Genomic DNA, 24,406 nt, shown 5'->3' on the forward strand with positions numbered 1-24,406 from the left:
CGGTCTACGGTCTACGGTCAGAAAATACCGTCAAGATTACCCGGTCAATAGATACAAAAATGCCAGCTATCAAGCTGGCATTTTTTATGAGTTTTTATACCAATCACAGTAAGTAAATGATCATAAATAGCGCCGGAAAAAGGCTTGAGAACAAGGCAGCAATTTTTGATAAGTAGTTATTCTACAATCAAAATTTCTAACGAAGTTATCGAGCGTTTTAACTAGCTAGGATGAACAGTTATTTACTACGATTGGTATTATAAACCCATCAAACAATTATCCGACCGCTATTTACGATCGCCTTACTGATTAATTACAGTAGGTGGATAGTTGCGTTTAGAGAGAAAACGCCTGAGTCGTCATCTTTCATGTTGAAGTTTTGGTAGCTAGCGCCTACAGATAGTGGGCCAAAGATGAAGTATTCTGCGCCTACACCGTACATGATATCAACTTCGTCTTGCTTGAAGCCGTTCGCTTTAAGCTCGTAAGAGTGAAGACCACCCTTCGCGTATACGTGAAGAGGACCAAAGTCGATGCTTGGTTTGATTGCTAGGTAAGTTGTGCTTGCGTCTAGTTTAGTCAGTGTTTGGTTGCCGTATTTAACACTGTCGAAAGAACCTAGATCCCAGTAACCCGCTTCAACACCAATAAATGGAAGGATGCCCGTACCCACGTGGATACCCATCGCTGTCTCTTCTTGATTACCTAATGAGTTTTGACCACCCATTGCGCCGCCGTACAACCAAGAATCAGCCATCGCTGTTGAAGATGCACCTAGCAGTGCTAGAGCCAATAACGTTTTTTTCATATTCGACCTTTTTCGTCCTGTTGGCAGGCCTTGCGTGGTAATGAATTGCCACCAAGTCGCCCTGTATGTAATAACTATTCAATTAGTAATGCAATAAGCAAGATTTATACCCAAACCTTGCCACTGCGTCTAGCTTTATTCGTTTAGCAAGCATCAATCGCGTTTTTAACACGCTTATCTGATACTGGGTAAGGTGTACCGAGTTGCTGTGCGAAGAAGCTTACACGAAGCTCTTCTATCATCCAACGCACCTCTTTTACATTTTCTGGAACCGCGATCCCTTTTGGAATTTTATTCAGCAGCTCTTTGTAATCATTCATTACAGAGTCCACTTTGATCATATGAAGGCGATCTTTATTCGGGTCAATCGGCAGTTTTTCCATTCGGCGCTCTATCGCTTTCATATAGCGTAGAATATCCGGCAAGCGTTTCCAGCCGCATTCTGTGGCAAACCCCTTAAAAATCAAACCTTCTATTTGAGCTTTAATGTCTGAAAGCGCAAATGCCATTGAAAGATCCACACGCCCTTTCAGCTTCTTACTGATGGCGAATGCCGTGGTTAAGATGGTTTCAACCTGCTGAGCAATCTCAACAACGGTGTCATCCAACTCTGCACGTACGTGTTCTTTTAGAGCTTCAAACTGCTCTGGCTCCCAAACTATGCCGCCCTTCTGCTCAATCAGCTTATCAATACCACAAGCGATACAGTCATCGATAAGATCGAGCACCTGTCCGTATGGGTTGAAGTACAAACCGAGCTTAGATTTGTTCGGTAAATTCGAGTGCAAGTATTTGATCGGTGATGGTACGTTCAACAGAATTAAACGACGCTGACCCGATTTCATTGCAGTGATCTGCTCTTGTTCTGTTTCGAACAATTTGATCTCTACGCTGTCTTTGGTGTCCACCAGTGCTGGGAAGGCTTTAACATCATAGCCACCACGTTTCTGTTGGTAGACTTTTGGTAACTCACCAAAGCTCCACGTATGCAGGTTTTGCTGCTCGATGTCATCGTCTGCCACTTTAGAAAGTGTTTCTTGAACCTTGTCTTTCAGGCTTTCTTTCAACTCATGCAGGTCTTTCTGCTCTTTCAGTTTGCGCTTGCGATGATCCACAGCACGGAATGTTACCTTTAAGTGCTCTGGAATCTGGTCTAACTTCCAGTCATCACGTACCACTTCCACACCGGTCATGCGGCGCAGCTCTTTCTCAAGCGAATCCAATAATGGAGCTTCAAGCGGCGTAACACGAGCCAAGAACGCATCTGCATAGTTTGGCGCAGGCACAAAGTTACGGCGTAGCGTTTTTGGTAACGACTTAATTAGGCTAATCACCAGTTCCTGACGTAGGCCTGGGATCTGCCAATCAAAACCGTTCTGGTCTATTTGGTTCAAGATAGGCAGCGGAATGTGTACCGTTACACCATCGTTGTCATCGCCCGGCTCAAATTGGTAGCTCAGCTTCAGCTTGATACCGTTTTGGTGCCAGAAGTTCGGGTAATCCAAATCAGTAACGTGGCTAGCATCGCCTCGGAACAGCATCGACTTTTCAAAGTTAAGCAGCTCCGGTGCTTTCTGGCTGGTCTTCTTCCACCATGTGTCGAAGTGACGTCCTGAAACCGCCTCTTCACCCACACGTTGGTCATAAAAGTCGAACAGTTCATCATCGTCGATCAAGATGTCACGACGGCGAGACTTATGCTCAAGCTCTTCCACTTCTTGTAGAAGCTTACGGTTTTGTTTGAAGAAGGCATGTTTAGTTTCCCACTCACCTTCAACAAGTGCGCTACGTACAAACAGCTCACGGCTGACGGTTGCGTCAATCGCACCATAGTTCACTAAACGTTTCGGGATGATTGGGATTCCGTAAAGCATCACTTTTTCGTGTGCCATTACTGCCGCTTGCTTCTTCGACCAATGTGGTTCGCTGTAGCTACGCTTAATCAAGTGTTTCGCTAATGGTTCAATCCATTCAGGCTGAATTTTGGCGATAACACGGCCCCAAAGTTTTGAGGTTTCCACCAGCTCCGCAGACATGATCCACTTAGGCTGTTTCTTAAATAGGCCTGACGCAGGGAAGATATGGAATCGTGCGTTACGAGCACCTTGATATTCATTCTTCTCTTGGTCTTTCATACCAATGTGCGAAAGCAGACCTGATAGCAGTGACATGTGAATGCCGTCGTAGCTGCCCGGTTCTGTATTCAGCTTAGTGTCCAATTCACGCATTGCTTGGTGAATTTGGAAGTACACATCTTGCCATTCACGGATACGTAAATAGTTTAAATAATCTTGCTTACACTGTTTGCGGAACTGGTTACTCGACAGCTCTTTTTGTTGCTGCTTAACGTAATCCCAAAGGTTCACAAACGTGATGAAGTCCGACTCTTTATCGAAGAAGCGCTTGTGCTTATCGTCAGATGATTGTTGCTTGTCTGATGGACGCTCACGCGGGTCTTGAATCGACAATGCAGAGGCAATCACCATTACTTCGTGCAAACAGCGGTTGCTTGGCGCTTCAATCACCATACGCGCTAAACGTGGATCAATCGGCAGCTTAGCGAGCTTACGACCAATTGCCGTTAGCTTCTTCTTATCGTCGCCATGGTTCTTGTTTTTGTTCGCTGACGGTTCAACTGTCGCAATCGCACCCAACTCTTCAAGTAGCCTTACACCATCTTGAATATTGCGCTTATCGGGCGCTTCAACAAATGGGAATGCTTGAATGTCGCCTAGGCCTAACGCTGTCATCTGAAGGATAACCGATGCTAGGTTAGTACGAAGAATCTCAGGGTCAGTAAACTCTGGGCGTGATTCAAAATCTTCCTCAGAGTACAGGCGAATACAGATACCTTCAGCAACACGACCACAACGACCTTTACGCTGGTTAGCACTCGCTTGAGACACTGGCTCAATCGGTAGGCGCTGTACTTTAGTGCGATAGCTGTAACGGCTGATACGCGCCGTACCCGGGTCGATGACATACTTAATACCCGGAACGGTTAACGAGGTTTCTGCCACGTTGGTCGCCAGAACGATGCGTCGACCAGTATGAGACTGGAAGATACGGTTCTGTTCACCCGCAGAAAGGCGTGCGTAAAGCGGAACAATTTCGGTATCACGCAAGTTACGTTTACTTAAAGAGTCCGCGGTATCACGAATCTCACGCTCACCGTTCATGAAGATCAAGATATCGCCTTGGCCTTCATCACACAGCTCATCCACCGCTTCAAAGATACCTTCGATTTGATCGCGGTCTGAATCACTGTCATCACCACCTAGTGGGCGGTAACGCGTATCTACTGGGTAAGTACGGCCTGACACTTCAATGATCGGCGCGTTGTTAAAGTGCTTCGAGAAACGCTCAGGATCGATAGTCGCCGACGTGATAATCACTTTCAAGTCAGGACGCTTTGGTAGAAGCTCTCTCAAGTAACCCATGATGAAGTCGATGTTCAGGCTACGTTCGTGCGCTTCATCGATAATGATGGTGTCGTACTGGCTTAAGAAACGGTCGTGTTGAATTTCCGCCAGTAGAATACCGTCGGTCATCAATTTGATTTGGGTGTTTTCAGAAATTTGGTCGTTGAATCGAACCTTGTAACCAACGAATTCACCCAACTGCGTTTCCATCTCTTCCGCAATACGGTTTGCAACCGAACGCGCCGCAAGACGACGAGGCTGAGTATGACCAATTAGGCCAAAACGACCTCGGCCAAGCTCAGAACAGATCTTGGGTAACTGAGTAGTTTTTCCCGAACCCGTTTCACCCGCCACGATAACTACTTGGTTTTCAGCAATGGCTTTCGCAATATCATCGCGCTTTTGGCTTACTGGGAGAATCTCTGGGTATTCGATGGTTGGTTTCTGCGCAGCACGCTGAGTTGCCGTCATCATTGACTTGGCAATATCTAACGCAATCTCATCGAAGACAGCGTGCTTAGATTGTTCGTTCTTGATTTTACTCGCGCCAGTAATTCGCTTACTCAAACGGAAGCGATCACGCATCATACATTCGTGGAGCGCTTTACGAAGAGATACTGGGCTATTCTGAGATGATTTTGTCTTTGTCGCTGATTGTTCAGCTTTTTTGGTATTTGATTGTTCAGCATTTAATTGTTTAGCAGGTCGGTTCGATGCAGGCTTATTTGATTTCGCTTTGCTCTGTGAAGAACTTGGCTGTGCTGCATTCTTGTTGTTATCTGCTTTTTCCGGAGACGAAGTCAAAGCGTGTCCTATTCTTGTACTTATTAAACTCGCGCGATTATATCACAAGTCTCAAACAAAAAAGCCTGACAACAAAGGGAAAACCTTTTGCTATCAGGCTGATTAGTCACTCTCACGTTAGTAAAAGCGATGGAAGCGTGACGAACGCAAACCGAATGTTTCAAAAATCACAGTTAAAAACTAAACGCTAAAAACGCCTGTTATAAACTGCCTGCTAAAAAACGCGCTTAAAACTCGTACTGTAGATAAACCGTGTTGTAGTTACTGCCGCCTTTGATTCGACCAAACTGAGAGGCGTTTTCAAAAATAGCAGAGCGGTGATGCAACGAATAGCCGAACCATAAGTTGTTCAGGTCATTCTTACTCATTAAATCACCTACGTTTACGTCGAACGAAAAGTCGAGATAATTAAGCAAGTGGCTCCCGTTATAACCCTTCTCTTTCATCTCTTTCGCTTCGATGTAAGTCAGCGAATCGATGTAAGACATACCTTCTGCCACACCAACACGCCATTGAGTTGGCCAGTCGAAAGTGTAATACGCTTTAATTGCGACAATGTATTCGGTGCTGCTTGACTGAACATCTGAATTCCAGTGATGCGCGATACCCGGTGTTAAGTAGATGTCCAATGGGAAACCGAAGATCTCATCGGTTAACGGGTGGCCATAGAAGAAGGAGGTCAACTGGTTGTTGTATTCGTCTTTCTCCCTGTTGAATTTCATGATGTCGCCAATATTCGATGGCGTCGCCCAGCCGTGTGCAACACGTAAATACGGCGCATTGCTCAGCTTAGGTTTTGGCGCTTTGGTTTTATCATTGAAAAAGCCAAAACCAAGGTAAAGTTCGCCTTGATAACGGTCTTCGACAATCGACGAATCGTAAGCGTTGTCATCCAGTCGAGTCACACTGGTTGAACCCAATAAGTATAAGTTCGAAACCACATGGTAACGCGCTTCTACACCGACATTCAGGTCCACACCTGCGCCGATGGTTTCATTGGCTGCTGAGTAATACTCGCTGTTGAAATCCGCACTTTTATAGCGCAGTGTCGCACGCGGAGTGAACTCCCAGTCTCCGGTTTCATACTTAGCTTTCGCACGTAAGTTACCGTGAAAATTGAATTCACTGTCGCTCATTAACTCCGTTTCGACAGACCAAGGCCCATCAAGTTGGTAAGTCAGTTGAGCACCAAAGTCCGCCGTATCACCTTCAATTTCATTCTGCTCAGAAGCAGGGATATCAATAAAGCGCATGCGAGAGATAGCATTAAGAGACCATTTCTCGTCATCGGGTTGATAAAGGTAAGCACCCATCTCAGTTCCATCAATGAACACATAGTCGTTCTTGAAAAATAGCATTGGAACAAAAGAGCTAACCGTTTGGTCGCCACCTGACGTGTCGTAAGGAATACTTGCCGTACGAAACATTGCAGCGATGCCCCACTCTTGCTCTTCAGCGGCCCACGCATTCGCACTTAGGAAAACGCTACTGACGAAAACAACGCCCGACGAAGCGAGAGTCGGTAAATATTTGAGCTTCATTCTTATGTAATTACTCTTTGTAATAAATTTTGTGTTACTGAATAGACATTTATTAGCCATAACGGCTAACTAATTTTAGGTTTGAGCGGCATTGACCGTTACAATGTAGAATATTCTCGGTTAAATGAAAGCATTGTGAAAGTCTCCGAATTACAAAACATTATAGATCACTTACCCAAAGATTCCGATCCGGATATTGTTATTGGTGAGGCATGGTTGCCCGAGCGTTTGGTGAATACCAACCTAGACGGCGACATGCTATTTCTTGAGTTCGATAATGCCCCTGAAGACAATCAAGGGGATGAAGAAGGCCGTGGTTTTGTTGAACACGAAATTGCTATGATTCGTGAAAAACTAGAGCAAGTGTTAGACGACACATCCGATACTAAGACCAAAGCCGATGCCCTATTGGCAATATTTCTAATGGGCCATGAACTTTCTAGCTCGGAAGTTATCGAACTCCTTGAAGCAGATGGTTCTGAAACACCTGAGTCTGAAATGATCGCGCCTGACATAACAGAGCCTGAAACGAACAAGCTCGAAACAAAACAACACCACGACGACTAGCCACCAACGATTTTAGGTACCGTATTGAAACCCTCTACGACATCATCTCTTCCCCTGTTACTCGCCGGACCCATTTTAAGAAAAACGACTGCAACTGAAGTCGTACTTTGGTTAGCCACCAGCTCGCCTCTGACAGGCAGAGCCGAACTGTATACCCGTAATTCTGACGTAGAGCCAGACCAACCGTTTTATACCTCATCGCTTGAAGATCATGATTCGATTCAAATCGGTACACATGCGTGGGTAACGCTCATCCGCTTACAAGGCGAGTTCCCGACGAATACACCTCTAGAGTATGACGTTCACACAGAGTCAGGCTCATTAAAAGAGCTTGCCCCTCACCTTGTTTACAACGGTAAATCTCGCGTTGAGTTTAAGATATCGACCTCGGCTGATTACATTCTTCATGGCTCTTGCCGTAATCCACATCATCCAAGCAAAGACAGCCTAGTCGCAGCAGATAACAAGATTGCCGATCAAACCGTCGCTGAAAGACCCGATATGCTGATGATGAGCGGCGATCAGATCTACGCTGACCATGTGGCAGGCCCAACACTTGATGCTATTCAGCAAGTGATTCAATTGCTTGGCCTAGTGGGAGAGAGCTTACCGACTGACTCGCAAGTTAACCGAATCAACAGCAGTGACGCCTTATTTGAGAGCGAATATCACTTATATCAACGTGATCAGTACTTGCCACACCACACCACTTCAGAATCCATGCTCGATAAGTTCTTCCCGAATCGTGGCGTACCGATTTTTAGCTCTACCGATTGTGAAAACCACTTGGTCACGCTGTCTGAGTTTATCGCGATGTACCTGTTAGTTTGGTCGCCGACACTGTGGCAGTGTGTCAATCGAGAGCGCTTAATTGAGAATAACTTCACTCAAGGTGGACGCCAATTAACACCGACTGAGCAGCAACAGTGGCGTGATGAAAGCGTCATCATGGATGATTTCATTGCTGGCTTACCGCAAGTACAACGTCTGTTCGCACATATCCCTACGTACATGATCTTTGATGATCACGATGTGACCGATGATTGGAACCTTACCGTGGGTTGGGAACATGCCGTAGACCAAAACCAGTTCGCAACTCAAGTCATTGGTAACGGCCTTGCGGCCTACTGGATGTGTCAGGGCTGGGGTAATAAACCGGAGAGCTTCGACGAGACATTCATCGAGCAAGCAAAACAGCTTTTTGTCGATCAAGCGCGCGTTCTTAAACAAACGCATGACGTTGAACAAACGGACAACCTTAAACAAACGAACAGTGAAACCGGCGATGCCGCGACTACTCACTCTGTTAGCGACATCGAGCCAAACAAGCATCGAGCCTTCATTGAGATGTTGAGTCGCTTTGAGGAGTGGCATTACACAATAGATACTTCACCCAAAGTCATTGTGTTGGATACCCGAACCCGTCGCTGGCGTTCGGAATCTCGTATGAATAAACCTTCAGGTTTGATGGACTGGGAGGCCTTGATTGAATTTCAACATCAATTGATGCATCAAGATAAAGTCGTGATTATTTCTGCTGCGCCAATGTTCGGCGTTAAGTTCATTGAAACACTACAAAAAATGGCGACAACAATTGGTAAGCCATTGGTGATTGACGCTGAAAACTGGATGGCACATCCGGGCAGTGCCAATACGCTGATCAGTATCTTTACCCATACCAAAACACCGACCAATTTCGTGGTGCTTTCGGGCGATGTTCACTACTCCTTTGCTTACGATATCAAGCTTAGATACCGCCGAAATAGCCCGAACATTTATCAAATCACCTGTAGTGGCATTAAAAATCAATTCCCAGCGCCGCTGCTTAAATTCTGTGATGTGTGGGACAGACTATTGTATAGCCCGCGCTCGATTCTGAACTATTTCACCAAGCGAAAGCGCTTAAAGATCGAGAAGCGAAGCCCAGACAATCAAACCTTCTATCGCCTTTCAAACCGAAGTGCGATTGGTGAGTTAAGGCTAGATGAGGATGGTAAACCACTGTCGATCACAACACTTAGTGGTGACGGTAAAACCACCCGCTTTCCTGAACCTTACTAGGGCGTGTTCCTTATTGCTGACCTCTTCGTAATGTCAGTTTTAAGTAAAGACGCTTGCGATCACACTCCGTAGGCCCAATAGTAATAATATTCACCATAACTGGAATGCTCTTATGTTTAACTCACTTACCTCGTTATTTAAACAATTAGTTGACGGCTCTGATTTAGGCAAAACGCCCACTGCCTCACCTAACTTAGCCATCGCCAGCTTGTTATGCGAAGTCGCTGGTGCAGACCACGCGATCAACGAATCAGAGCAACAAGCCAAACTGCACTTACTTCAGCGTTTACTGAACATAACCGAAGAAGAATCAAAAGCTTTATTAACACAAGCTGAGCCTCAAGTTGAACAATCTGTTTCTCTGTACGATTTCACTTCTCAACTGCGAGAGCTTTCGCAGCCGGTTCGCATAGAATTAATCAAAGCTATGTGGGAAGTCGCGCATGCGGATGGAGAGATTGACCCACTTGAAGATTCAGTGATCCGTAAAACCGCAGAACTGCTCTACGTTGACCACAGTGACTTTATCAAAACTAAGCTGAACGTCATCGGTAAAAGCTAACCAAAGGCTCGATACTCACGTTTAGTGACTGGATCAACGTAAACGGTCGCCATGCATGATGCCTTTGAGCTCTAACGGCGTGCCCTTCTTAGTGACATAAAGGCCGCGCTGATTTGATACCAACACACTGCGCTTGCCTTGTGTTTGTTGAATGTATAAGTGCTTGATATTGAATGTCTGCTTATCTTGGGCCTGATCTTGATCCAATTGATAAAAGTAGTAATGATTCCCCCAGCGCAAGAACACGCCAAACATCTGCTTAGTTTGAGCGATATTCCCATCGATATCGTAACCAATGTACTGCATTTTGACTCGACCATTTTCCAATCGAAGTGATATTTTTTCCCAGCCTACCATCGGGTATTCTGCGGAAAATTTATAAGTACTTTTGGTTGCGAGCCCAGAAATTAAGCCTACATTTAGAATCACAAAAAACGTGAGTAAGATAGGCATCCAAAACTTACGATTCATATCACTCACCCTCGCTCATCGTCATTATCGTCATCGCAAGACAAAGATTTAAACTGGTGACTCATCTCTTTCCAGCGCCCGTTTATCAATGCGACGGCTTGGATATTCTGGCACCCAACTCCGATGCGATGCAGATAAAGCGAATCAACACCGAGTTCTGAGACGGTATTGAGTTCGGTTAATAATTCTTGATCAAAATTCAAACTGTCGTGATAAACATCCATGCCACGATAGCTCGTTTTATCCATAAAAAAAACGAACTGATAAAACAGCACGAGAAGAAGCGCGCTGACGACCATCCCTACGATACGAGATTGGTGACGAGTGAGAAAACTCTTAACCCTTCGCTGTTTATGAAGTTCCCGTTGTTGGGGTAATACAGACTCGCTTTTACTGTCATCACTGCGATCACTGTCAGTATTAAAAACCTCTAGCTCAACGGTTTCATTAGGAACATTAACTTGAGCTACTTGAGTTTGAATAGCAGAAATGGGTGTTGATAGATAACCACCAAGCTGTTGAGGCCTGCTAAAACTGTACCCTTGCTTCTGAACCGTTAAAATTTTGCACTCACAGTTCAGTTCATTCAACGCTGTACGAATGTTCTTTATCGCTACGTTTAGCGAGCTTCCTGTCACCACCCGCCCAGGCCAGCAATGTTCAAGAAGGAAGTCTCGGCCAATCGCTTTCGGGCTATTCATCACCAAATGTTCAAGGATCAAACTTTCGGATGAAGACAAGGTGACCTGCTTGTTAGAGCTCGAATTAATGAGAGTATTGTTATTCAATTCGATACCCGAAGCGTCTAAGGTGATCTTATCAGGACTATTGGCGTTCATTTCGGCGAGGCGTTCATAAATAAAAGGTCATCAAAAAGGTGTTTATTTGGTCGAGCTAATACCAAACCATACATGGAAAAGAAGAGTAATAAGTTTAGTCAATAATTAAGCCAAATATAAGCTCAGCAAGTAACAAGATAAAATAACAACAAGGTGAGCCAGTCACGAAAACTCACTCACCTATGAACATAGCTAAGTTTAACTCTAAACTTGTCATGGTCCTATATTAAGACCTCGTCGTTACGCAATCTGAAAACGAGGTCACAATTCTGTTCTAGCGAAATTATAGTTCCAGTTTGAATCCAAGTTCACTAATCATAACTTCAGCGAAGCCTAACTTTACTGCATTCAACTGACTGGCAACTCCGCGAGCTTGTTCTTCGTTTTTAGCCAATATTGCCATTGAGTAAATGGGTCTGATCATCGCTTTTTGGTTTGGCTTCTCTTGAGCTATTTCTTGATGTTTTAAGTAAGCAGAAGTAATCACGCCTTGAGCGCTCCAATCGACAACCATTTGTAAATCTTGGCTGATAATCTCATCGACAATGAATTGATTCTCAGGCTCTGTCCAAGCGAGTTCGACTGCGTAGTTTTTGAAAGCGACGTCAGTGTTTAACCACTTATTACCGATGTCTCTGATTTCAGTCACCTCGACAAGCTCTTTAAATTGGAATGGTAGGTTACCAATCAACTCTCGAACGTGCTGTTCACTGTCCGCTTCAATCACAAACTTAATCATCGGAAATTTCTTGTCTCCGATAAAGCTTTTCGATACGAACATATCGTGTACCAAGCCCGCGTCAATTAAGTTAGCAAATGCTTTTTTCTGATGAGGCATCGCCTCAAATACCGCTTGAGCATCGTCGGTTTTCCAAGCGACTGACACACCGTATGCCGCAGCATGGGCATGGGTTGAAAAAAGAGTCGCTGAAAGTAGAAAGCTAAAAATAGCTAAAAAGGTTCCTAGAGTTGTTTTCATTATGTGGTTTCCTGATTAGTCGCGAATAATTTCATACAAGTTAGGGTCAGCAGAAACCCCTTCGATTTTTAAAGGTGGTAGCTCTTTTCTCATCACTTGTATTGCATCATGGAATTGCTTCTTACTCTCCCATTCAGCGACATTGATAAAGCGGTATGTCGCGTCCGAGCTTAAAGAGCGGTGCAGTTTGGTCGATAGGTATCCGGGTTGCTTCATCAATACGTCTCGCGCATTTTCCCAATACGTTAATGTAGCGGCCTCATGGGCCGGCTCGACTGAAAAGGTATTTATCAATACAACGGGTTGTGCCGAAACCAACGCACTTACGCTTAGCGCCCCCAGTGCCAATCCATACTTAATAATGTTCTTCATCCTATTCTCCTTGTTTTGGGTGAGCTAACGCTACCACCTAGCCCTCCCCAATCAAGGTCGAGACCTGCGATTTAATATTAATTAAAAAGCTAAATTTCAAACCAATATTATTCACTCGTAAAATAGGCGATGTAGCCATTCACTATTGATAAACCACTTGTTGAAATTAGGTTTCTTGGGATAGTCATTGCCCTTAACGTGAATAGTCATTGCCCTCAATTTGGATCGTCATTACCCTCAAATAACAGGCACAAAAAAACCACCTAATAAGTAGGTGGCTCTTCATTTTAATAACTCACAAGATTCAGGCTAACTTTAAGTGTTTAACCTTTCAGTATTTAACCAAGCGCCTCTCTGAAATACAAACGATTACAACATAGTCAGCGCAAGCTTTGCCAAGTTATAAGCGTCAACATAACCAGAGTGCTGACGACCTTCCCACTCAATGTTTTTCGCTTCTTGAGCAGCACGGTGACCAATACGTTTTTCTTTCAATCGATTCTGAACTCGATAAAGCGTGGCGATATTCAAGAACTCGCTGAACGGAGGTTCGATGCCTTTCTCAATACACTCTTTGTGTAAGATAAGGTCGTCACGTCCCCACGCTGCATAGATTTTTTTTGGTCCACCGAAGTTCTTAATCATCGACTTGATGACAGATTCTAATGGACGACCTTGCTTTTCGATTTTACGAGGTGTTATGCCCGTTAGCTCGGCGCAGAACAGAGAGACTTCGTCTTTCTCTGGCTTAACGTAGTATTGTGCTCGCTTGACGATAGTGCCAGATGCTAGATCAATTTCAGCAAGACCAACTTCAATGATCTCGCCTGTTGTTCCCACACCGTCTTCGCTCCAACAGCACATTTCCAAATCGAAACATACCACTCGATTGTGATTCATACGTCGCCTAATTCTCTCGTCAAAAATTTTGTCAAATTGTACATGAGCCCAATACAGAACTCGACCCTAGTTGCATCAAGTGCTCATTTAGCCTGCAATTGTAACGCGATTTCGGCCATTTGACTTACTTAGGTAAAGCATACTATCGGTTTTTTGAAGGAGTTCTTCGATGTCTTCTTTACTGCGGATGGTAGCACCGATACTTAGAGTACAACTCAATAGTTGACCTTTATGCTCACAGTGAGACTCGCTCACCGTATCTAAAATGCATTCTAAATAACGAGCCAGTGCGTCGTGTTCAATGACGCTCGAAATGATACCAAACTCATCTCCTCCCATACGGAAGACATGATCGCCCTCTTTCAAACTGCCTGAAATCAACTGAATTACATGAACCAGTAAGGCATCACCAGCCGGGTGGCCAAATTGATCATTAATCCCTTTAAATTTATCGACATCAAATCCAATCAAGCTAAACGGCTTGTCACCTTGTATCGCTTTATCGAGCACCTTATTAAAGGCTCGTCGATTATAAATCTCTGTGAGGCTGTCATGATTGGCAAGAAAACGGAGTTCTTCCGTTCTTTCATCAATCATTTTATACAGGCGTACTTTTTCTTGGACTTGCAGTTTAACGATATAAGAAAGCAACAGTGAAATAGTCGTGCCCACGAGGGCAATCCCGGCCAACACCAGGTAACCATTAAACGAAATGCATGAGTCTATCTTGAAGTCGACAACCCATTCACGGTTAGTGAGTGTGATTTTCTTGGTGATATGTTGTCCAGTCACACCCTCATAACCTTTCGTTTCGAACAAGACAGGTGCATCTTCGGCTTCAAAACCGACATCACTAACGCGGACATAAACATTCATATCCCCAACCGTCGAAGCCAGCAAGTTCTCAAAATAGTATGTGGTGCGAACCACACCAATTACAACGCCGAGTAAGTTGTCACTCTCTCCCTCAAAGACAGGGTGATACACCAACATGCCACTCTTTTTTGTGCCTTTATCTAGCCCATCTTGTATCAAGCGAACTTTGTCTGAAATATTCGCCTTACGTGTCTGTTTGATATTATCTAGAACGAGATCAAATCGCTCTCTAGAAGAGTAAAAGCCAAGAACTTTGTTGTTTGGTTCTGTATTGGGGAAAATATCGCTAGCAACGAAAGCTGGCTGACCATCCAAAATGTAGCCATAGGTTTTTGCTTGGTTCTTAGGAATGGTATACAGCTTAAAGAATGGGTACTTTTCTTTCATTTTCGCAGTGTGCTCAGCTATCTCGTCTGCGGGCACTTTTTGCATCCACTGCAAGGCAATTAAACTCTTTGAATCATCTATGGTTTGCTTAGCAAAGCGATCAAACTTATCCCAATTTTCAGGGTCATTTGCGTAGAAAAAATTAGCACCAGACCCAATATATGCAACATCATTATCTATAAAGGCTTCCAAGCTCAATGTCTGGTGAGTAGCAAAACTATCCAAATTCATATTCAGCGCACGCTTTTGATTAAGCATGACTAATACAAAGCACAAAACAGTAATCAAAAAACTGACCGAAAATACGACCAACGGGAGAGTTTGTCTCTTCAACCCTGTTAGTGGGTCAGTAGTTTGGGGCATGCGGGTTCCAAATAGGCTCTATTGAATGAAAAGTATATAACGGACGGAAATAATGCTCCATTCATGTTTAGTCCTAAATGTCACATTAAACGGGCATTTTGTAAATTTTACTGACCCCCATGACCAATAACCAGACAAATCTCGACTAAATTTCAAGCTAACACACTAAAAAGCCACTTGTTTGAAAACATTAAATACACCTCTTAAGCCTTGAATATGCTAGTATCCACCCATATTTATAGCTTGAAAGCGACCGTTTCAGTCTCGTGCTACCGAGTTTCTTTCCAATCTGTATATTCCTTTAAACCGACGAATATACCGTTAAATCAATTTTAAAGAGAAATCACTATGATCGTTGATTTGAACCTAATCCCACAAACGTTTGATATGCTTCACGCAGGCCTAACTGCATCAAGCGTTTTACTACTGCTTATTGCCGTTTCTCGTAAAACCCAAGTGGTTGAGAAAGTCGTAGAAAAACCAGTAGAAAAGATCGTTGAAGTTGAAAAGCCAGTTGAGAAAATTGTCGAAGTAGAGAAAGTTGTTGAAGTTGAACGTGTAATCGAAAAAATCGTAGAAGTTGAATCTAAGCTGGCAACAGCACCAACAGATTCTGCAATGCAGCTACTGTCTATCATGCAGCAAGAAGCTCGTTTAATTGACTTCCTAAAAGAAGACCTAACTTCATTCTCTGACGAAGAAGTTGGCGCAGCAGCACGTGTAATTCACACTGGCGGTAAAAAAGTGTTAGCCGATTACGTGACGCTTTCTCACATCCGTACTGAAGATGAAGAAACGCGCATCACGGTTGTTGAAGGTTTCAACCCTCAAGAAATTCGCCTAACAGGCAACGTAACGGGCAATGCACCGTTCAATGGCACATTGGTTCACAAAGGTTGGAAAGCAACTGACATGAACCTGCCTAAGCTTGCTGAGAACTACGATGCATCTGTGATTGCACCGGCAGAGGTGGAGCTATAATGGAACACCAAACTCAGCCATCATCACACGAGTCATCTGCACAGACGCATTCACAAGAGCTATCTTCTCAAGAGCAACAGCAAGCGCCTAAGTTCAGTGTCGGTATCGATTTAGGTACTACACACTGTGTTTTGTCTTTCATCGACACAACAAATGAAGACGCTCGCGTTGAGGTGATGCCAATCCCTCAATTGACGGCTCCAGGTACCGTAGAAACTCGCAGCCAACTTGGCTCGTTCCTATACCAGCCGCACGAACATGAAATGAATGCGGGTTCTCGCGTTCTTCCTTGGTCTTCTGAACCTAAAGCGCTAGTCGGTGCGATTGCTCGTAACCTAGGTTCAAAAACCCCTATCCGTTTGGTCGCAAGTGCAAAATCTTGGCTATGCCACGGTGGTGTTAACCGTCGTGATGCGTTCCTTCCAGCAGGCAGCCCTGAAGAAGTTGAAAAGGTATCTCCGCTTAAGACAACTGAGTTGTACCTTGAGCACCTTAAAGATGCTTGGAACCACGCTAACCCAGAACACAAACTGGCAGACCAAGATGTAACGATCACGGTTCCAGCTTCGTTTGATCCTGCGGCTCGAGACCTAACGGCTGAAGCTGCGCGTAATGTTGGTTTTACTCACCTAACGCTTCTTGAAGAGCCACAAGCAGCTCTTTACAGCTGGATTGATAACAGCAACGATACTTGGCGCGATGAAGTGAACGTTGGTGACATCGTTCTAGTTGTCGATATCGGTGGTGGTACAACCGACCTTTCGTTAGTTGAAGTAACACAAGACGAAGGCAACCTAAGTCTGAACCGCATCGCGGTAGGTGAGCATATCCTACTTGGCGGCGACAATATGGACTTAGCGTTAGCTTACCGTCTGAAAATGAAGTTAGCTCAAGAAGGTAAAGAACTGGCTCCTTGGCAGGTTCAAGCGATGACTCATGCGTGTCGTGATGCGAAAGAAGCATTGCTAAATGATGCTGAACTTCAATCTGTGCCCATCGTTGTTCCAAGCCGCGGCTCTAAGCTACTTGGCGCAACACTGAAAACAGAACTGACTCAGCAAGAAGTACAACAAACATTGGTTGATGGCTTCTTCCCACAAGTCGCTGTAACGGATCACCCGGTACAGAAAACTCGTGGTGCACTGACTCAAATGGGTCTCCCTTACGCTCAAGATGCGGGTATTACTCGTCATATTGCCGCATTCCTTTCTAAGCAAGCCAATGCGCTTTCTGGAAATAGCGAAGCCGCTCAACAAGATTTCAACCCGTTTGCAAACATGCCCGGTACAGAAGCGCCAGCGGCAGACTTCATCAAACCAACAGCGGTACTGTTCAATGGTGGTGTTCTAAAATCTAACCTGCTTGCTGATCGTCTTTCAGACACGATCAATGAATGGCTAATTAATGCAGACGCTGAATTCGCTAAACAGCTTTCAGGCTTAGACTTAGACCTAGCGGTTGCAAGTGGCGCTTCTTACTACGGCGCAGTACGTCGTGGTCAAGGCGTTCGTATCCGCGGTGGTATCGCTTCTTCTTACTACGTAGGAATTGAAAGCGCGATGCCAGCTATCCCAGGTATGGCTCCTCCAATGGAAGCACTGTGTGTTGCACCATTTGGTATGGAAGAAGGCTCAAGCGTTCAAGTTCCTAGCCAAGAGTTCGGTCTAGTGATTGGTCAGCCAGTACACTTCCAATTCTTCGGTTCAACAACACGTCGTGAAGACCAAGCAGGTACGCACCTTGATCACTGGGCTCCAGAAGATCTTGATGAGCTTCCTGAAATCCAAGTGACACTGCCTGTTTCTGAAGGTCGTCGCGAAGGTGAAGTGGTTCCGGTGACTTTGGCGTCTCGTGTTACTGAATTAGGCACGTTATACCTAGAAGCGATAGCCACTGACAATGGTCAGAAATGGCATGTTGAGTTCGACGTTCGTGAAGACTCGAATAACGACTCAAACGTAGAAGCATAATGAATCAACGGCACCTTAGCGGGTGCCGTTACTTTATCAATGCGATTCCCTAGCCCTGTATTAAAAGCATTCCAAAGACAATAATAAGACCAAAATTATCCATTAACTGGTCATCACTTTGGCAGAATAAGGTTTTGTATGGCATCTTCTCGTTTTTTAGTCGGCATTGACTTAGGCACAACCAATACTGTTGTCGCTTACTGTGAAATCAACGACGACCTACAACATGCTCCCGTTTCTCTTTTCGATATTGACCAACTCATCGGCCCCGGTGAAGTGGTTCGCAAGCCTCTACTTCCATCATTTCGTTATCATCCCGCACAAGGTCAGATCTCCCCTTCCGATCTCACCATGCCTTGGGAACCGAGCTTAGTTGAAGGCGATATTCAAAATGTCATCGTTGGTGAATGGGCTCGCGAACTGGGCGCAAAAGTCGAAGGCCGCCAAGTATCCAGTGCAAAGAGCTGGTTATCTCACCAAGCGGTTGATCGTAACTCCGACATTCTGCCTTGGGCAGGCGCAACTGACGTCGATAAGGTGTCTCCTGTTGTCGCAAGCGCAAGCTACCTTAACCACATCCGTCAAGCATGGAACTACCGTAACCCAAGCAATAAGCTTGAAGACCAAGACGTTGTAGTCACCGTTCCTGCTTCATTCGATGAGACAGCACGTAAGCTGACACTCGAAGCGGCAGCACTTGCTGGTTTAGGTAAGATTCTATTGCTCGAAGAGCCGCAAGCCGTTTGTTATGACTGGTATGCCCGTCACCAACAAACCGCTACAGACGAACTTCAACAGATCCCGCTGATTCTAGTGTGTGATGTTGGTGGCGGTACTACCGATTTAAGTTTGATCGAAGCTAGCTTCAACTCAAGCAATGGCGATGACCAAGAGCTCGCACTCGACCGTATCGGCGTTGGCGAACACTTGATGCTCGGGGGTGATAACCTCGATTTAGCTCTTGCCCACCTTGCAGAGCAGCGCTTCAATCAAAACAAAAAACTGAATGCGTCTAGCCTAACCAAGCTTATTCAACAGACTCGCGCCGCAAAAGAGAGCCTGCTTTCTGCTAATGCGCCAGACGATGTGAAGATCACCATGCTGGGCAGCGGTTCAAAACTGCTTGGCGGTACCAAGAGTATTGGTTTAACCAAGCAAGAAGTTCATCAGATTGCACTAGAAGGTTTCTTCCCACTTTCTGAGTTTACGGAAGTACCCGACAAACGCCGTAGCGCGGTGGTTGAGTTCGGCCTACCCTACGCAGCAGATCCTGCGGTAAGTAAGCACGTTGCCGAATTCCTAGCGACACACCAGCAAGTATCTAAAGCCGCATTGGAAAAGTCAGACTCTGTTGAGTTTGATGATACCAAACCTGCAATTCCTGTTGGTGTGTTACTCAATGGTGGTGTGTTCAACAGTGAGCTTGTCACTGAACGTATTACTCAGTTACTTGGCAATTGGAACGGTGCACCAATCACCGTCTTAGATAACCCTCACCCTGACTGGTCTGTAGCCCTTGGTGCAGTAGCTTTTGGTAAAGCACGCCGTGGTGCACAGCTGAAAATCGGGGGCGGTGCTGCCCGTTCTTACTTCTTGCATCTACAAGAGAAGAACAAGATGGGTAAAGCGCTTTGTCTGCTTGCCAGAGGGACTGAAGAAGGCCAAGAAATACGTTTGAACAGCCGTCGTTTCTCACTGACTTTAGGTGAGCCAGTACGATTTAATCTACTGACTTCAACCCACGATCAAATTGCTCATGACACCGCTATTCAAAATGGTGTGATGGTCAATGTCGATGCTGACTTGTTCTCCCCTCTTCCACCTTATATTTCTACGCTGGAAGGGTCTGGTACTGCAGAGCTTCAAGCTAACCAAAAGGAGCGCGTTGAAGTATTGCTCGCTTGTCAATTAACCGAAGTCGGCACATTGAAAATGGAGTGTGTGAGTACGGAAGATGACACCAAGCGTTGGTTGCTTGAGTTCGAAGTCAGAAATAAGCAAGGCGATGAGTCTGATACCGCTAAACTTCATCCAAGATTGGATGAGTGTAAGGAGTTGATTTCTCGTCTGTACAGCGGCAACAAGAAAAGTGCGGAATCTAAAGAGATCAAAACGCTGGCCAAAGATCTTGAGAAACGACTTGGTAAGCGCGAAGAGTGGGACTTTACGACTCTCCGTCACCTGTTTGATACCTTTTCATTAGGTCGTAAACGCCGTCGTCGTTCAGAAGCACACGAGAAGAACTGGCTGCGTTTGGCGGGTTACTCGCTGCGTCCAGGCTTTGGCGATCCGACTGACTCATGGCGTATCGAACAAATTTGGGGCCTTTACCAACAAAACATTCAGTTCCAGAACCACCAAGGTTGGACGGACTGGTGGGTATTCTGGCGTCGTGTTGCGGGTGGCCTGAATCAAGAACAGCAAGAAACCATCTTGGCTGATATCGCGAAGTACCTTCACCCAGGTGCAATGAAGAACCCTAAAACGGCTAAAGATGCACAAGACAATGGCTATGAAGCCATGGTGAGATTGGCAGCGTCCCTTGAGCAACTCGAGGTGGAAGATAAAGTTCTATTGGCTACATGGTTCTTGAGCAAAGCAATTAACCATAATCAGTTCGAACAGGCTCACTGGTGGGCTCTGGGTCGCTTAGCGTCTCGTACACCTTTATACGGAAGCCAACACAGCGTCATTCCAAGAGAGCAAGCAGAACAGTGGTTACCAAAGCTGCTTGACCAGAATTGGCAGAAAGAGCAAATGATAGCTTTCGCGGCAGTGATGATTTGCCGCAAGACAGGTGACCGACAGTTCGATATCTCTGATGACTACCGTGCTCAAGTTCTTGATAAATTAAAGCAAAGCAAGGTACCTGATTCATGGCTAACGCTAGTGAGTGAAGTCACTGAACTTTCTGAGAGCGAGTCTAAACGCGTATTTGGTGATGCATTACCAAGCGGCTTGAGCCTGATTAATAACTAGGTTTAAAAACGATTAGCTTTAGCTGTTAATGAGTAAAGAAGCTAACGAAAAAAGAAAAAGCCACTTTCGGTTCGTTGAAAGTGGCTTTTTTATTGGTGGCTTAAGGCTGGTATGTTTAGTCGACTTATCGCTTTTTGGTTAAGAGCCTCAGCCGTATTGCAGTTCATCATTGTTAATGTTTCGTACCTGTTGGGTTGATAGGAAAATCCGTATTTTCATAAATATCAGATAACTTTTTCGGTTTCTTCTCTTTAGCTCCTTGGTTCAATTGATTATGAGTTTCGCTTAAAAGCCATTCCTCATGCATTTTTGCTGAATCCAAAAACTCTGGATCTTCCATTGCTTCCTTGCGAAGTTTATTTACACGTTCGAGAGTATCCCAAATCATAATACTTCACCTCCACTAAGGCAGTAATATTAAGATAGCTCAACCCCACAAAACTTCAACTAACCCAATGAGATAGCGATCTCAATTTCGTAATTTGCCCACTTTAAAAAAGTGGAAGCGCTCATTTTCAATTGAGCTCAGACAGTGGGTATTCCCCATGATCTTCAAAGATCATCAGGTATAAAAAAAGCGAGCTTAATGCTCGCTTCTTGTCTGTCTATCTGTTGATCGGATCGTCAACACTCGCTCGATTAAATCAAACCAACTTAAGCACGGTTACCAATTTTAACCGTACCATTTGTCGCAAACCAGAGGGCTTCTGAACGACGGCGACCTAGTAAAATAGGGCCATCATCGTAGAACAAAAAGTTTTTCCAATGCTTCTTGAAAACTGACCATTTGGTTTCAAGTACATTGTATTTTTCATAGCAAAAATAAACAGTTACGTCATCTTGCCAATCAATGAAGTTAAGGATCTCTTCTGGCATTTCAGGCTCATCGGCTTCCCAATTTGCCATCCAGCTGATCTCTTCGTTCCAGTTAGATGCCTTGCTCGGCCAGTCTTGCGAACTTAGTCTCTCAGCATCAGGGCTTTGAGGGCTTACGTTCTCTTTCCAAAACTGAGATGCCCTTGCCTGTGTCATTGGTTTTATCTTTTCCAAATCTTCAGCGGGTAGTGGCATTGACTGGTGAGTGAAAATCCATTTTCTTTGGTATTCTTCCAAAGTTGTATATGACATCAAAATTCCTCAAATATCTTCTCAGGCTTATGGGCTTACCATGCCTATATGTTCTTTCGATACAGCGATGACTTCATTTTATTTATGTTCTCCGCTGTATCTAAATTCAATGTTTTACACTCACACGGAGCGTTTATCTTGCCAGTTTGGGTTTACCAGTGCCGTCAACACGTGATCTTCCCATTTACCGTTAATCTGTAGGTAATCTTTGGCAAAACCTTCTCGAACAAAACCAAGATGCTCTAATACACCCGCACTTCGTTCGTTGTGAGGCATATAGCCCGCCATTAAGCGGTGCATGTTCTGCACATCAAACATGTAGTCTTTAGCCATGCTCAAGCCTCTGCGCATGTAACCGTGGCCCTGTGCACTTTGCGCCAATGAGTAACCGACATTACAAGCGTAGAACGGGAAACGAGACAAATTACTGAACGATATGGTACCTAACATTTCATTTGAATCGGCATTAATCAACAAGCAATAATAGCCTAGCCCCAATTTATGGAGTTCGTTTAACTTAATCAGCCGTTGAGCCCAATCAGCTCTGTCAAAGAACGCATCCTCTCGGGTCGGTTCCCAAGGCTTAAGGTACTCTCTGTTCACCTGAAAGTACTCACTGATCATGCTCGCATCATAGATCTCAGCCGTTCGTAAAATTAGGTTGCCATCACGTTTATCAATACGTTGCTGCGTACTCGAATCTTCCATAGTCTTGTTCTTATTTTTGTCTCTTTTTACGTTACCGCCTCACTCTTACCGAATTTAGCAGTCTAATATCATCAACTCTTTCTGATACCGTAATCACGAAGCTTATTCGCTATTGAGGTGTGAGAAACATTCAGACGTTTAGCAAGCTTACGGCTTGATGGGAAAGACTGATAAAGCTTCTCTAAAATCTGAGATTCATAGTCTTTCATGATCTCGTCAAGCGAGCCGTCTAAGCTTAAGTTCGCCATTCCAGCAGTCATAGTGTCAAGCTGTGGCAGGTGGAATTGCTCAACCGTTAACGTATCTGAATCCAACTCTGTTAGTGCACGTAGAACCATGTTGTCTAACTGACGAATATTGCCCGGCCATTGGTAGTTGCCTAATTGATCGATTAGTTCTTGAGTCAACTTTGGTTTCAACATACCTAACTGCTGTGCGTACTTTGCAACGAATAGCTCCAGTAATGGCGCAACATCGTTTGAACGTTCACGCAAAGCAGGAATCGACAAAGTCAGTACGTTCAAGCGGTAGAACAGATCTTCACGAAACGAGCCCGAGTCGGCTAATTCAGAAAGGCGATGGCGCGTCGATGCGATAATACGAACATCCGCGTGCATCTCTTCTTCTTCACCAACACGACGGAATGAACCATCTTGTAGGAAACGCAGCAGTTTGATTTGTAGATGCGGGCTCATTTCGCCGATTTCATCTAAGAATACCGTACCGCCATTCGCTTGTTCAAAGATGCCTTTATGACCTTGCTCATGGTTGAATGAGCCCGGTGCATGTCCAAACAATTCCGTTTCTGCTACGTCATCAGGCATTGATGCACAGCTTAGAATCAAAAATGGAAAAGAAGATCGATTTGAACGGTTATGACACGATTTCGCCAGCATCTCTTTACCCGTACCTGTATCCCCTTCAATAAGCAGAGGTTGATCTAGCATGGCCAGTTTCTTAGCTTGACTGATCAAGGCTTTATGGCGATTAGAGACACCAACAAAGTGTTCAAAACCTAGGTTATTCTGTTCAGGGATGGCGTCTGGCGCGTTCATTTCTTGGTTACAAGAACGAATCGTCATTACTGCACTCGCCAGTACCGCCTCGTTGACATCACCACCTAGATAAATAGGCAGAATTTCAATAGAGAAATCTAGACCATCTAGCACCACGACTTCACGGTGACGCGTTACATCGCCTTCAATCCAACGAGCGAAGTTGAAGCTAGGAACGAACGTCGCTAGTGGCTCACCGATCACTTCTTCTTCTTGTTTGTTGAAGAGGTTCAATGCAGCGTGGTTTGCCATGTCGACTGAGCCTTTAAGGTCAATCGCAATCACAGGATCAGGTAGGTTTGCCAGCAGGGCAATCAGTTCAGTGTTATGCCTCTCGCTTGGCATAAACTGGATTTTACGTACATCCTTCACACCTGAAATTCGGCGAATTTCAGCCATAAGTTCACTAAAAGCATCAAAATTAATATCCGGGCAATTTAGGTAGATAATACCTTTAACATCAATTTCGATTCCTCGTAAATCAATGCTTTTTGAGGCCAAGATATCGAGCAACTCACGCGTTAAGCCGAGTCTGTCTTCACACAATACTTCAAGACGCACAAATAGTCCTATTATAGGTGTCAGGATAAGTTGACAGTAGTGTGAATTAAGCTCTAAGTTCAGTCAAGAAGA

At 44.8% G+C, this 24,406-nt stretch carries 19 protein-coding genes; 6 read left to right on the top strand and 13 right to left on the bottom strand.

The genetic code is table 11. The features are described from left to right. Positions 1–313: 313 nt before the first annotated feature. From AB4589_RS16130 to AB4589_RS16140, 3 genes are all read right to left on the bottom strand, one after another. Positions 314–808 (bottom strand): outer membrane beta-barrel protein, encoded by a 495-nt coding sequence (locus tag AB4589_RS16130; protein WP_009847008.1) that lies wholly within the window; start codon positions 806–808, stop codon positions 314–316. Positions 809–951: 143 nt separating this feature from the next. Continuing rightward, on the bottom strand, positions 952–5,034 hold the full coding sequence (gene hrpA / locus AB4589_RS16135; RefSeq protein ID WP_372101118.1) for an ATP-dependent RNA helicase HrpA: 4,083 nt from the start codon (positions 5,032–5,034) through the stop codon (positions 952–954). Between the two features lie 227 nt (positions 5,035–5,261). Further along, positions 5,262–6,575, bottom strand: a complete 1,314-nt coding sequence (locus tag AB4589_RS16140; RefSeq protein WP_372101120.1) for a MipA/OmpV family protein — start codon at positions 6,573–6,575, stop codon at positions 5,262–5,264. Positions 6,576–6,656: 81 nt separating this feature from the next. Between AB4589_RS16140 and AB4589_RS16145 the strand changes: the two genes are divergently transcribed. From AB4589_RS16145 to AB4589_RS16155, 3 genes are all read left to right on the top strand, one after another. Beyond that, positions 6,657–7,142 carry a hypothetical protein gene (locus AB4589_RS16145; protein ID WP_017101161.1) on the top strand — a complete coding sequence of 162 codons (486 nt, stop codon included), beginning with the start codon at positions 6,657–6,659 and terminating at the stop codon, positions 7,140–7,142. Between the two features lie 24 nt (positions 7,143–7,166). Next, on the top strand, positions 7,167–9,203 hold the full coding sequence (locus AB4589_RS16150; protein ID WP_372101122.1) for an alkaline phosphatase family protein: 2,037 nt from the start codon (positions 7,167–7,169) through the stop codon (positions 9,201–9,203). 112 nt (positions 9,204–9,315) lie between these two features. After that, the gene (locus AB4589_RS16155) at positions 9,316–9,765 is read left to right on the top strand and encodes a TerB family tellurite resistance protein (RefSeq protein ID WP_009847013.1); all 450 of its coding nucleotides are present in this window, start codon (positions 9,316–9,318) and stop codon (positions 9,763–9,765) included. A 33-nt stretch (positions 9,766–9,798) separates the two neighbouring features. Here AB4589_RS16155 and AB4589_RS16160 read toward each other — a convergent pair whose 3' ends face one another. The 6 genes from AB4589_RS16160 to AB4589_RS16185 form a co-directional block, all read right to left on the bottom strand. Beyond that, positions 9,799–10,236: a hypothetical protein gene (locus tag AB4589_RS16160; RefSeq protein ID WP_029222865.1), complete on the bottom strand. Its 438-nt coding sequence runs from the start codon at positions 10,234–10,236 to the stop codon at positions 9,799–9,801. A 5-nt stretch (positions 10,237–10,241) separates the two neighbouring features. Continuing rightward, complete coding sequence (locus AB4589_RS16165; RefSeq protein ID WP_032499115.1) at positions 10,242–10,940, bottom strand: helix-turn-helix domain-containing protein; 699 nt, start codon at positions 10,938–10,940, stop codon at positions 10,242–10,244. A gap of 418 nt (positions 10,941–11,358) precedes the next feature. After that, positions 11,359–12,054 carry a hypothetical protein gene (locus tag AB4589_RS16170; protein ID WP_372101124.1) on the bottom strand — a complete coding sequence of 232 codons (696 nt, stop codon included), beginning with the start codon at positions 12,052–12,054 and terminating at the stop codon, positions 11,359–11,361. A gap of 15 nt (positions 12,055–12,069) precedes the next feature. After that, a complete protein-coding gene (locus AB4589_RS16175; RefSeq protein WP_012604199.1) occupies positions 12,070–12,426 on the bottom strand; it encodes an antibiotic biosynthesis monooxygenase in 357 nt (118 codons plus the stop codon). Between the two features lie 369 nt (positions 12,427–12,795). Next, positions 12,796–13,326: a 3'-5' exonuclease gene (locus AB4589_RS16180; protein ID WP_009847018.1), complete on the bottom strand. Its 531-nt coding sequence runs from the start codon at positions 13,324–13,326 to the stop codon at positions 12,796–12,798. 87 nt (positions 13,327–13,413) lie between these two features. Beyond that, positions 13,414–14,952, bottom strand: coding sequence for a sensor domain-containing diguanylate cyclase (locus tag AB4589_RS16185; RefSeq protein WP_102258584.1), 1,539 nt, complete (start codon positions 14,950–14,952; stop codon positions 13,414–13,416). Between the two features lie 348 nt (positions 14,953–15,300). Between AB4589_RS16185 and AB4589_RS16190 the strand changes: the two genes are divergently transcribed. The 3 genes from AB4589_RS16190 (at position 15,301) to AB4589_RS16200 (ending at position 20,882) form a co-directional block, all read left to right on the top strand. Further along, a complete protein-coding gene (locus AB4589_RS16190) occupies positions 15,301–15,933 on the top strand; it encodes a DUF2760 domain-containing protein (protein ID WP_009847020.1) in 633 nt (210 codons plus the stop codon). Beyond that, on the top strand, positions 15,933–17,903 hold the full coding sequence (locus AB4589_RS16195; RefSeq protein ID WP_372101126.1) for an Hsp70 family protein: 1,971 nt from the start codon (positions 15,933–15,935) through the stop codon (positions 17,901–17,903). The genes AB4589_RS16190 and AB4589_RS16195 overlap by 1 nt, the downstream gene beginning before the upstream one ends. A gap of 138 nt (positions 17,904–18,041) precedes the next feature. Continuing rightward, positions 18,042–20,882, top strand: coding sequence for an Hsp70 family protein (locus AB4589_RS16200; protein ID WP_372101128.1), 2,841 nt, complete (start codon positions 18,042–18,044; stop codon positions 20,880–20,882). A 172-nt stretch (positions 20,883–21,054) separates the two neighbouring features. Here the strand turns inward: AB4589_RS16200 and AB4589_RS16205 are convergent, their stop codons facing one another. The 4 genes from AB4589_RS16205 to tyrR all read right to left on the bottom strand — a co-directional run bounded on the left by AB4589_RS16205 (position 21,055) and on the right by tyrR (position 24,334). After that, positions 21,055–21,270: a hypothetical protein gene (locus tag AB4589_RS16205; RefSeq protein WP_009847023.1), complete on the bottom strand. Its 216-nt coding sequence runs from the start codon at positions 21,268–21,270 to the stop codon at positions 21,055–21,057. A 266-nt stretch (positions 21,271–21,536) separates the two neighbouring features. Next, on the bottom strand, positions 21,537–22,010 hold the full coding sequence (locus AB4589_RS16210) for a DUF2947 domain-containing protein (protein ID WP_029223788.1): 474 nt from the start codon (positions 22,008–22,010) through the stop codon (positions 21,537–21,539). Between the two features lie 120 nt (positions 22,011–22,130). Then, positions 22,131–22,718 carry a ribosomal protein S5-alanine N-acetyltransferase gene (rimJ, locus tag AB4589_RS16215; protein WP_009847025.1) on the bottom strand — a complete coding sequence of 196 codons (588 nt, stop codon included), beginning with the start codon at positions 22,716–22,718 and terminating at the stop codon, positions 22,131–22,133. A gap of 71 nt (positions 22,719–22,789) precedes the next feature. Continuing rightward, on the bottom strand, positions 22,790–24,334 hold the full coding sequence (gene tyrR / locus AB4589_RS16220) for a transcriptional regulator TyrR (protein WP_102249796.1): 1,545 nt from the start codon (positions 24,332–24,334) through the stop codon (positions 22,790–22,792). Positions 24,335–24,406: the final 72 nt, after the last annotated feature.

This window comes from Vibrio sp. 10N.222.49.A3 (assembly GCF_041475145.1).
GTDB classification, from domain to species: domain Bacteria; phylum Pseudomonadota; class Gammaproteobacteria; order Enterobacterales; family Vibrionaceae; genus Vibrio; species Vibrio tasmaniensis_A.

Coding starts and splice junctions, on each gene's coding strand:
- AB4589_RS16180 (WP_009847018.1), bottom strand. CDS start 13,326: ATGAATCACAATCGAGTGGTATGTTTCGATTTGGAAATGTGCTGTTGG.
- AB4589_RS16210 (WP_029223788.1), bottom strand. CDS start 22,010: ATGTCATATACAACTTTGGAAGAATACCAAAGAAAATGGATTTTCACT.
- AB4589_RS16155 (WP_009847013.1), top strand. CDS start 9,316: ATGTTTAACTCACTTACCTCGTTATTTAAACAATTAGTTGACGGCTCT.
- AB4589_RS16205 (WP_009847023.1), bottom strand. CDS start 21,270: ATGATTTGGGATACTCTCGAACGTGTAAATAAACTTCGCAAGGAAGCA.
- AB4589_RS16175 (WP_012604199.1), bottom strand. CDS start 12,426: ATGAAGAACATTATTAAGTATGGATTGGCACTGGGGGCGCTAAGCGTA.
- rimJ (WP_009847025.1), bottom strand. CDS start 22,718: ATGGAAGATTCGAGTACGCAGCAACGTATTGATAAACGTGATGGCAAC.
- AB4589_RS16195 (WP_372101126.1), top strand. CDS start 15,933: ATGGAACACCAAACTCAGCCATCATCACACGAGTCATCTGCACAGACG.
- AB4589_RS16190 (WP_009847020.1), top strand. CDS start 15,301: ATGATCGTTGATTTGAACCTAATCCCACAAACGTTTGATATGCTTCAC.
- AB4589_RS16130 (WP_009847008.1), bottom strand. CDS start 808: ATGAAAAAAACGTTATTGGCTCTAGCACTGCTAGGTGCATCTTCAACA.
- AB4589_RS16140 (WP_372101120.1), bottom strand. CDS start 6,575: ATGAAGCTCAAATATTTACCGACTCTCGCTTCGTCGGGCGTTGTTTTC.
- AB4589_RS16200 (WP_372101128.1), top strand. CDS start 18,042: ATGGCATCTTCTCGTTTTTTAGTCGGCATTGACTTAGGCACAACCAAT.
- AB4589_RS16170 (WP_372101124.1), bottom strand. CDS start 12,054: ATGAAAACAACTCTAGGAACCTTTTTAGCTATTTTTAGCTTTCTACTT.
- AB4589_RS16160 (WP_029222865.1), bottom strand. CDS start 10,236: ATGAATCGTAAGTTTTGGATGCCTATCTTACTCACGTTTTTTGTGATT.
- AB4589_RS16185 (WP_102258584.1), bottom strand. CDS start 14,952: ATGCCCCAAACTACTGACCCACTAACAGGGTTGAAGAGACAAACTCTC.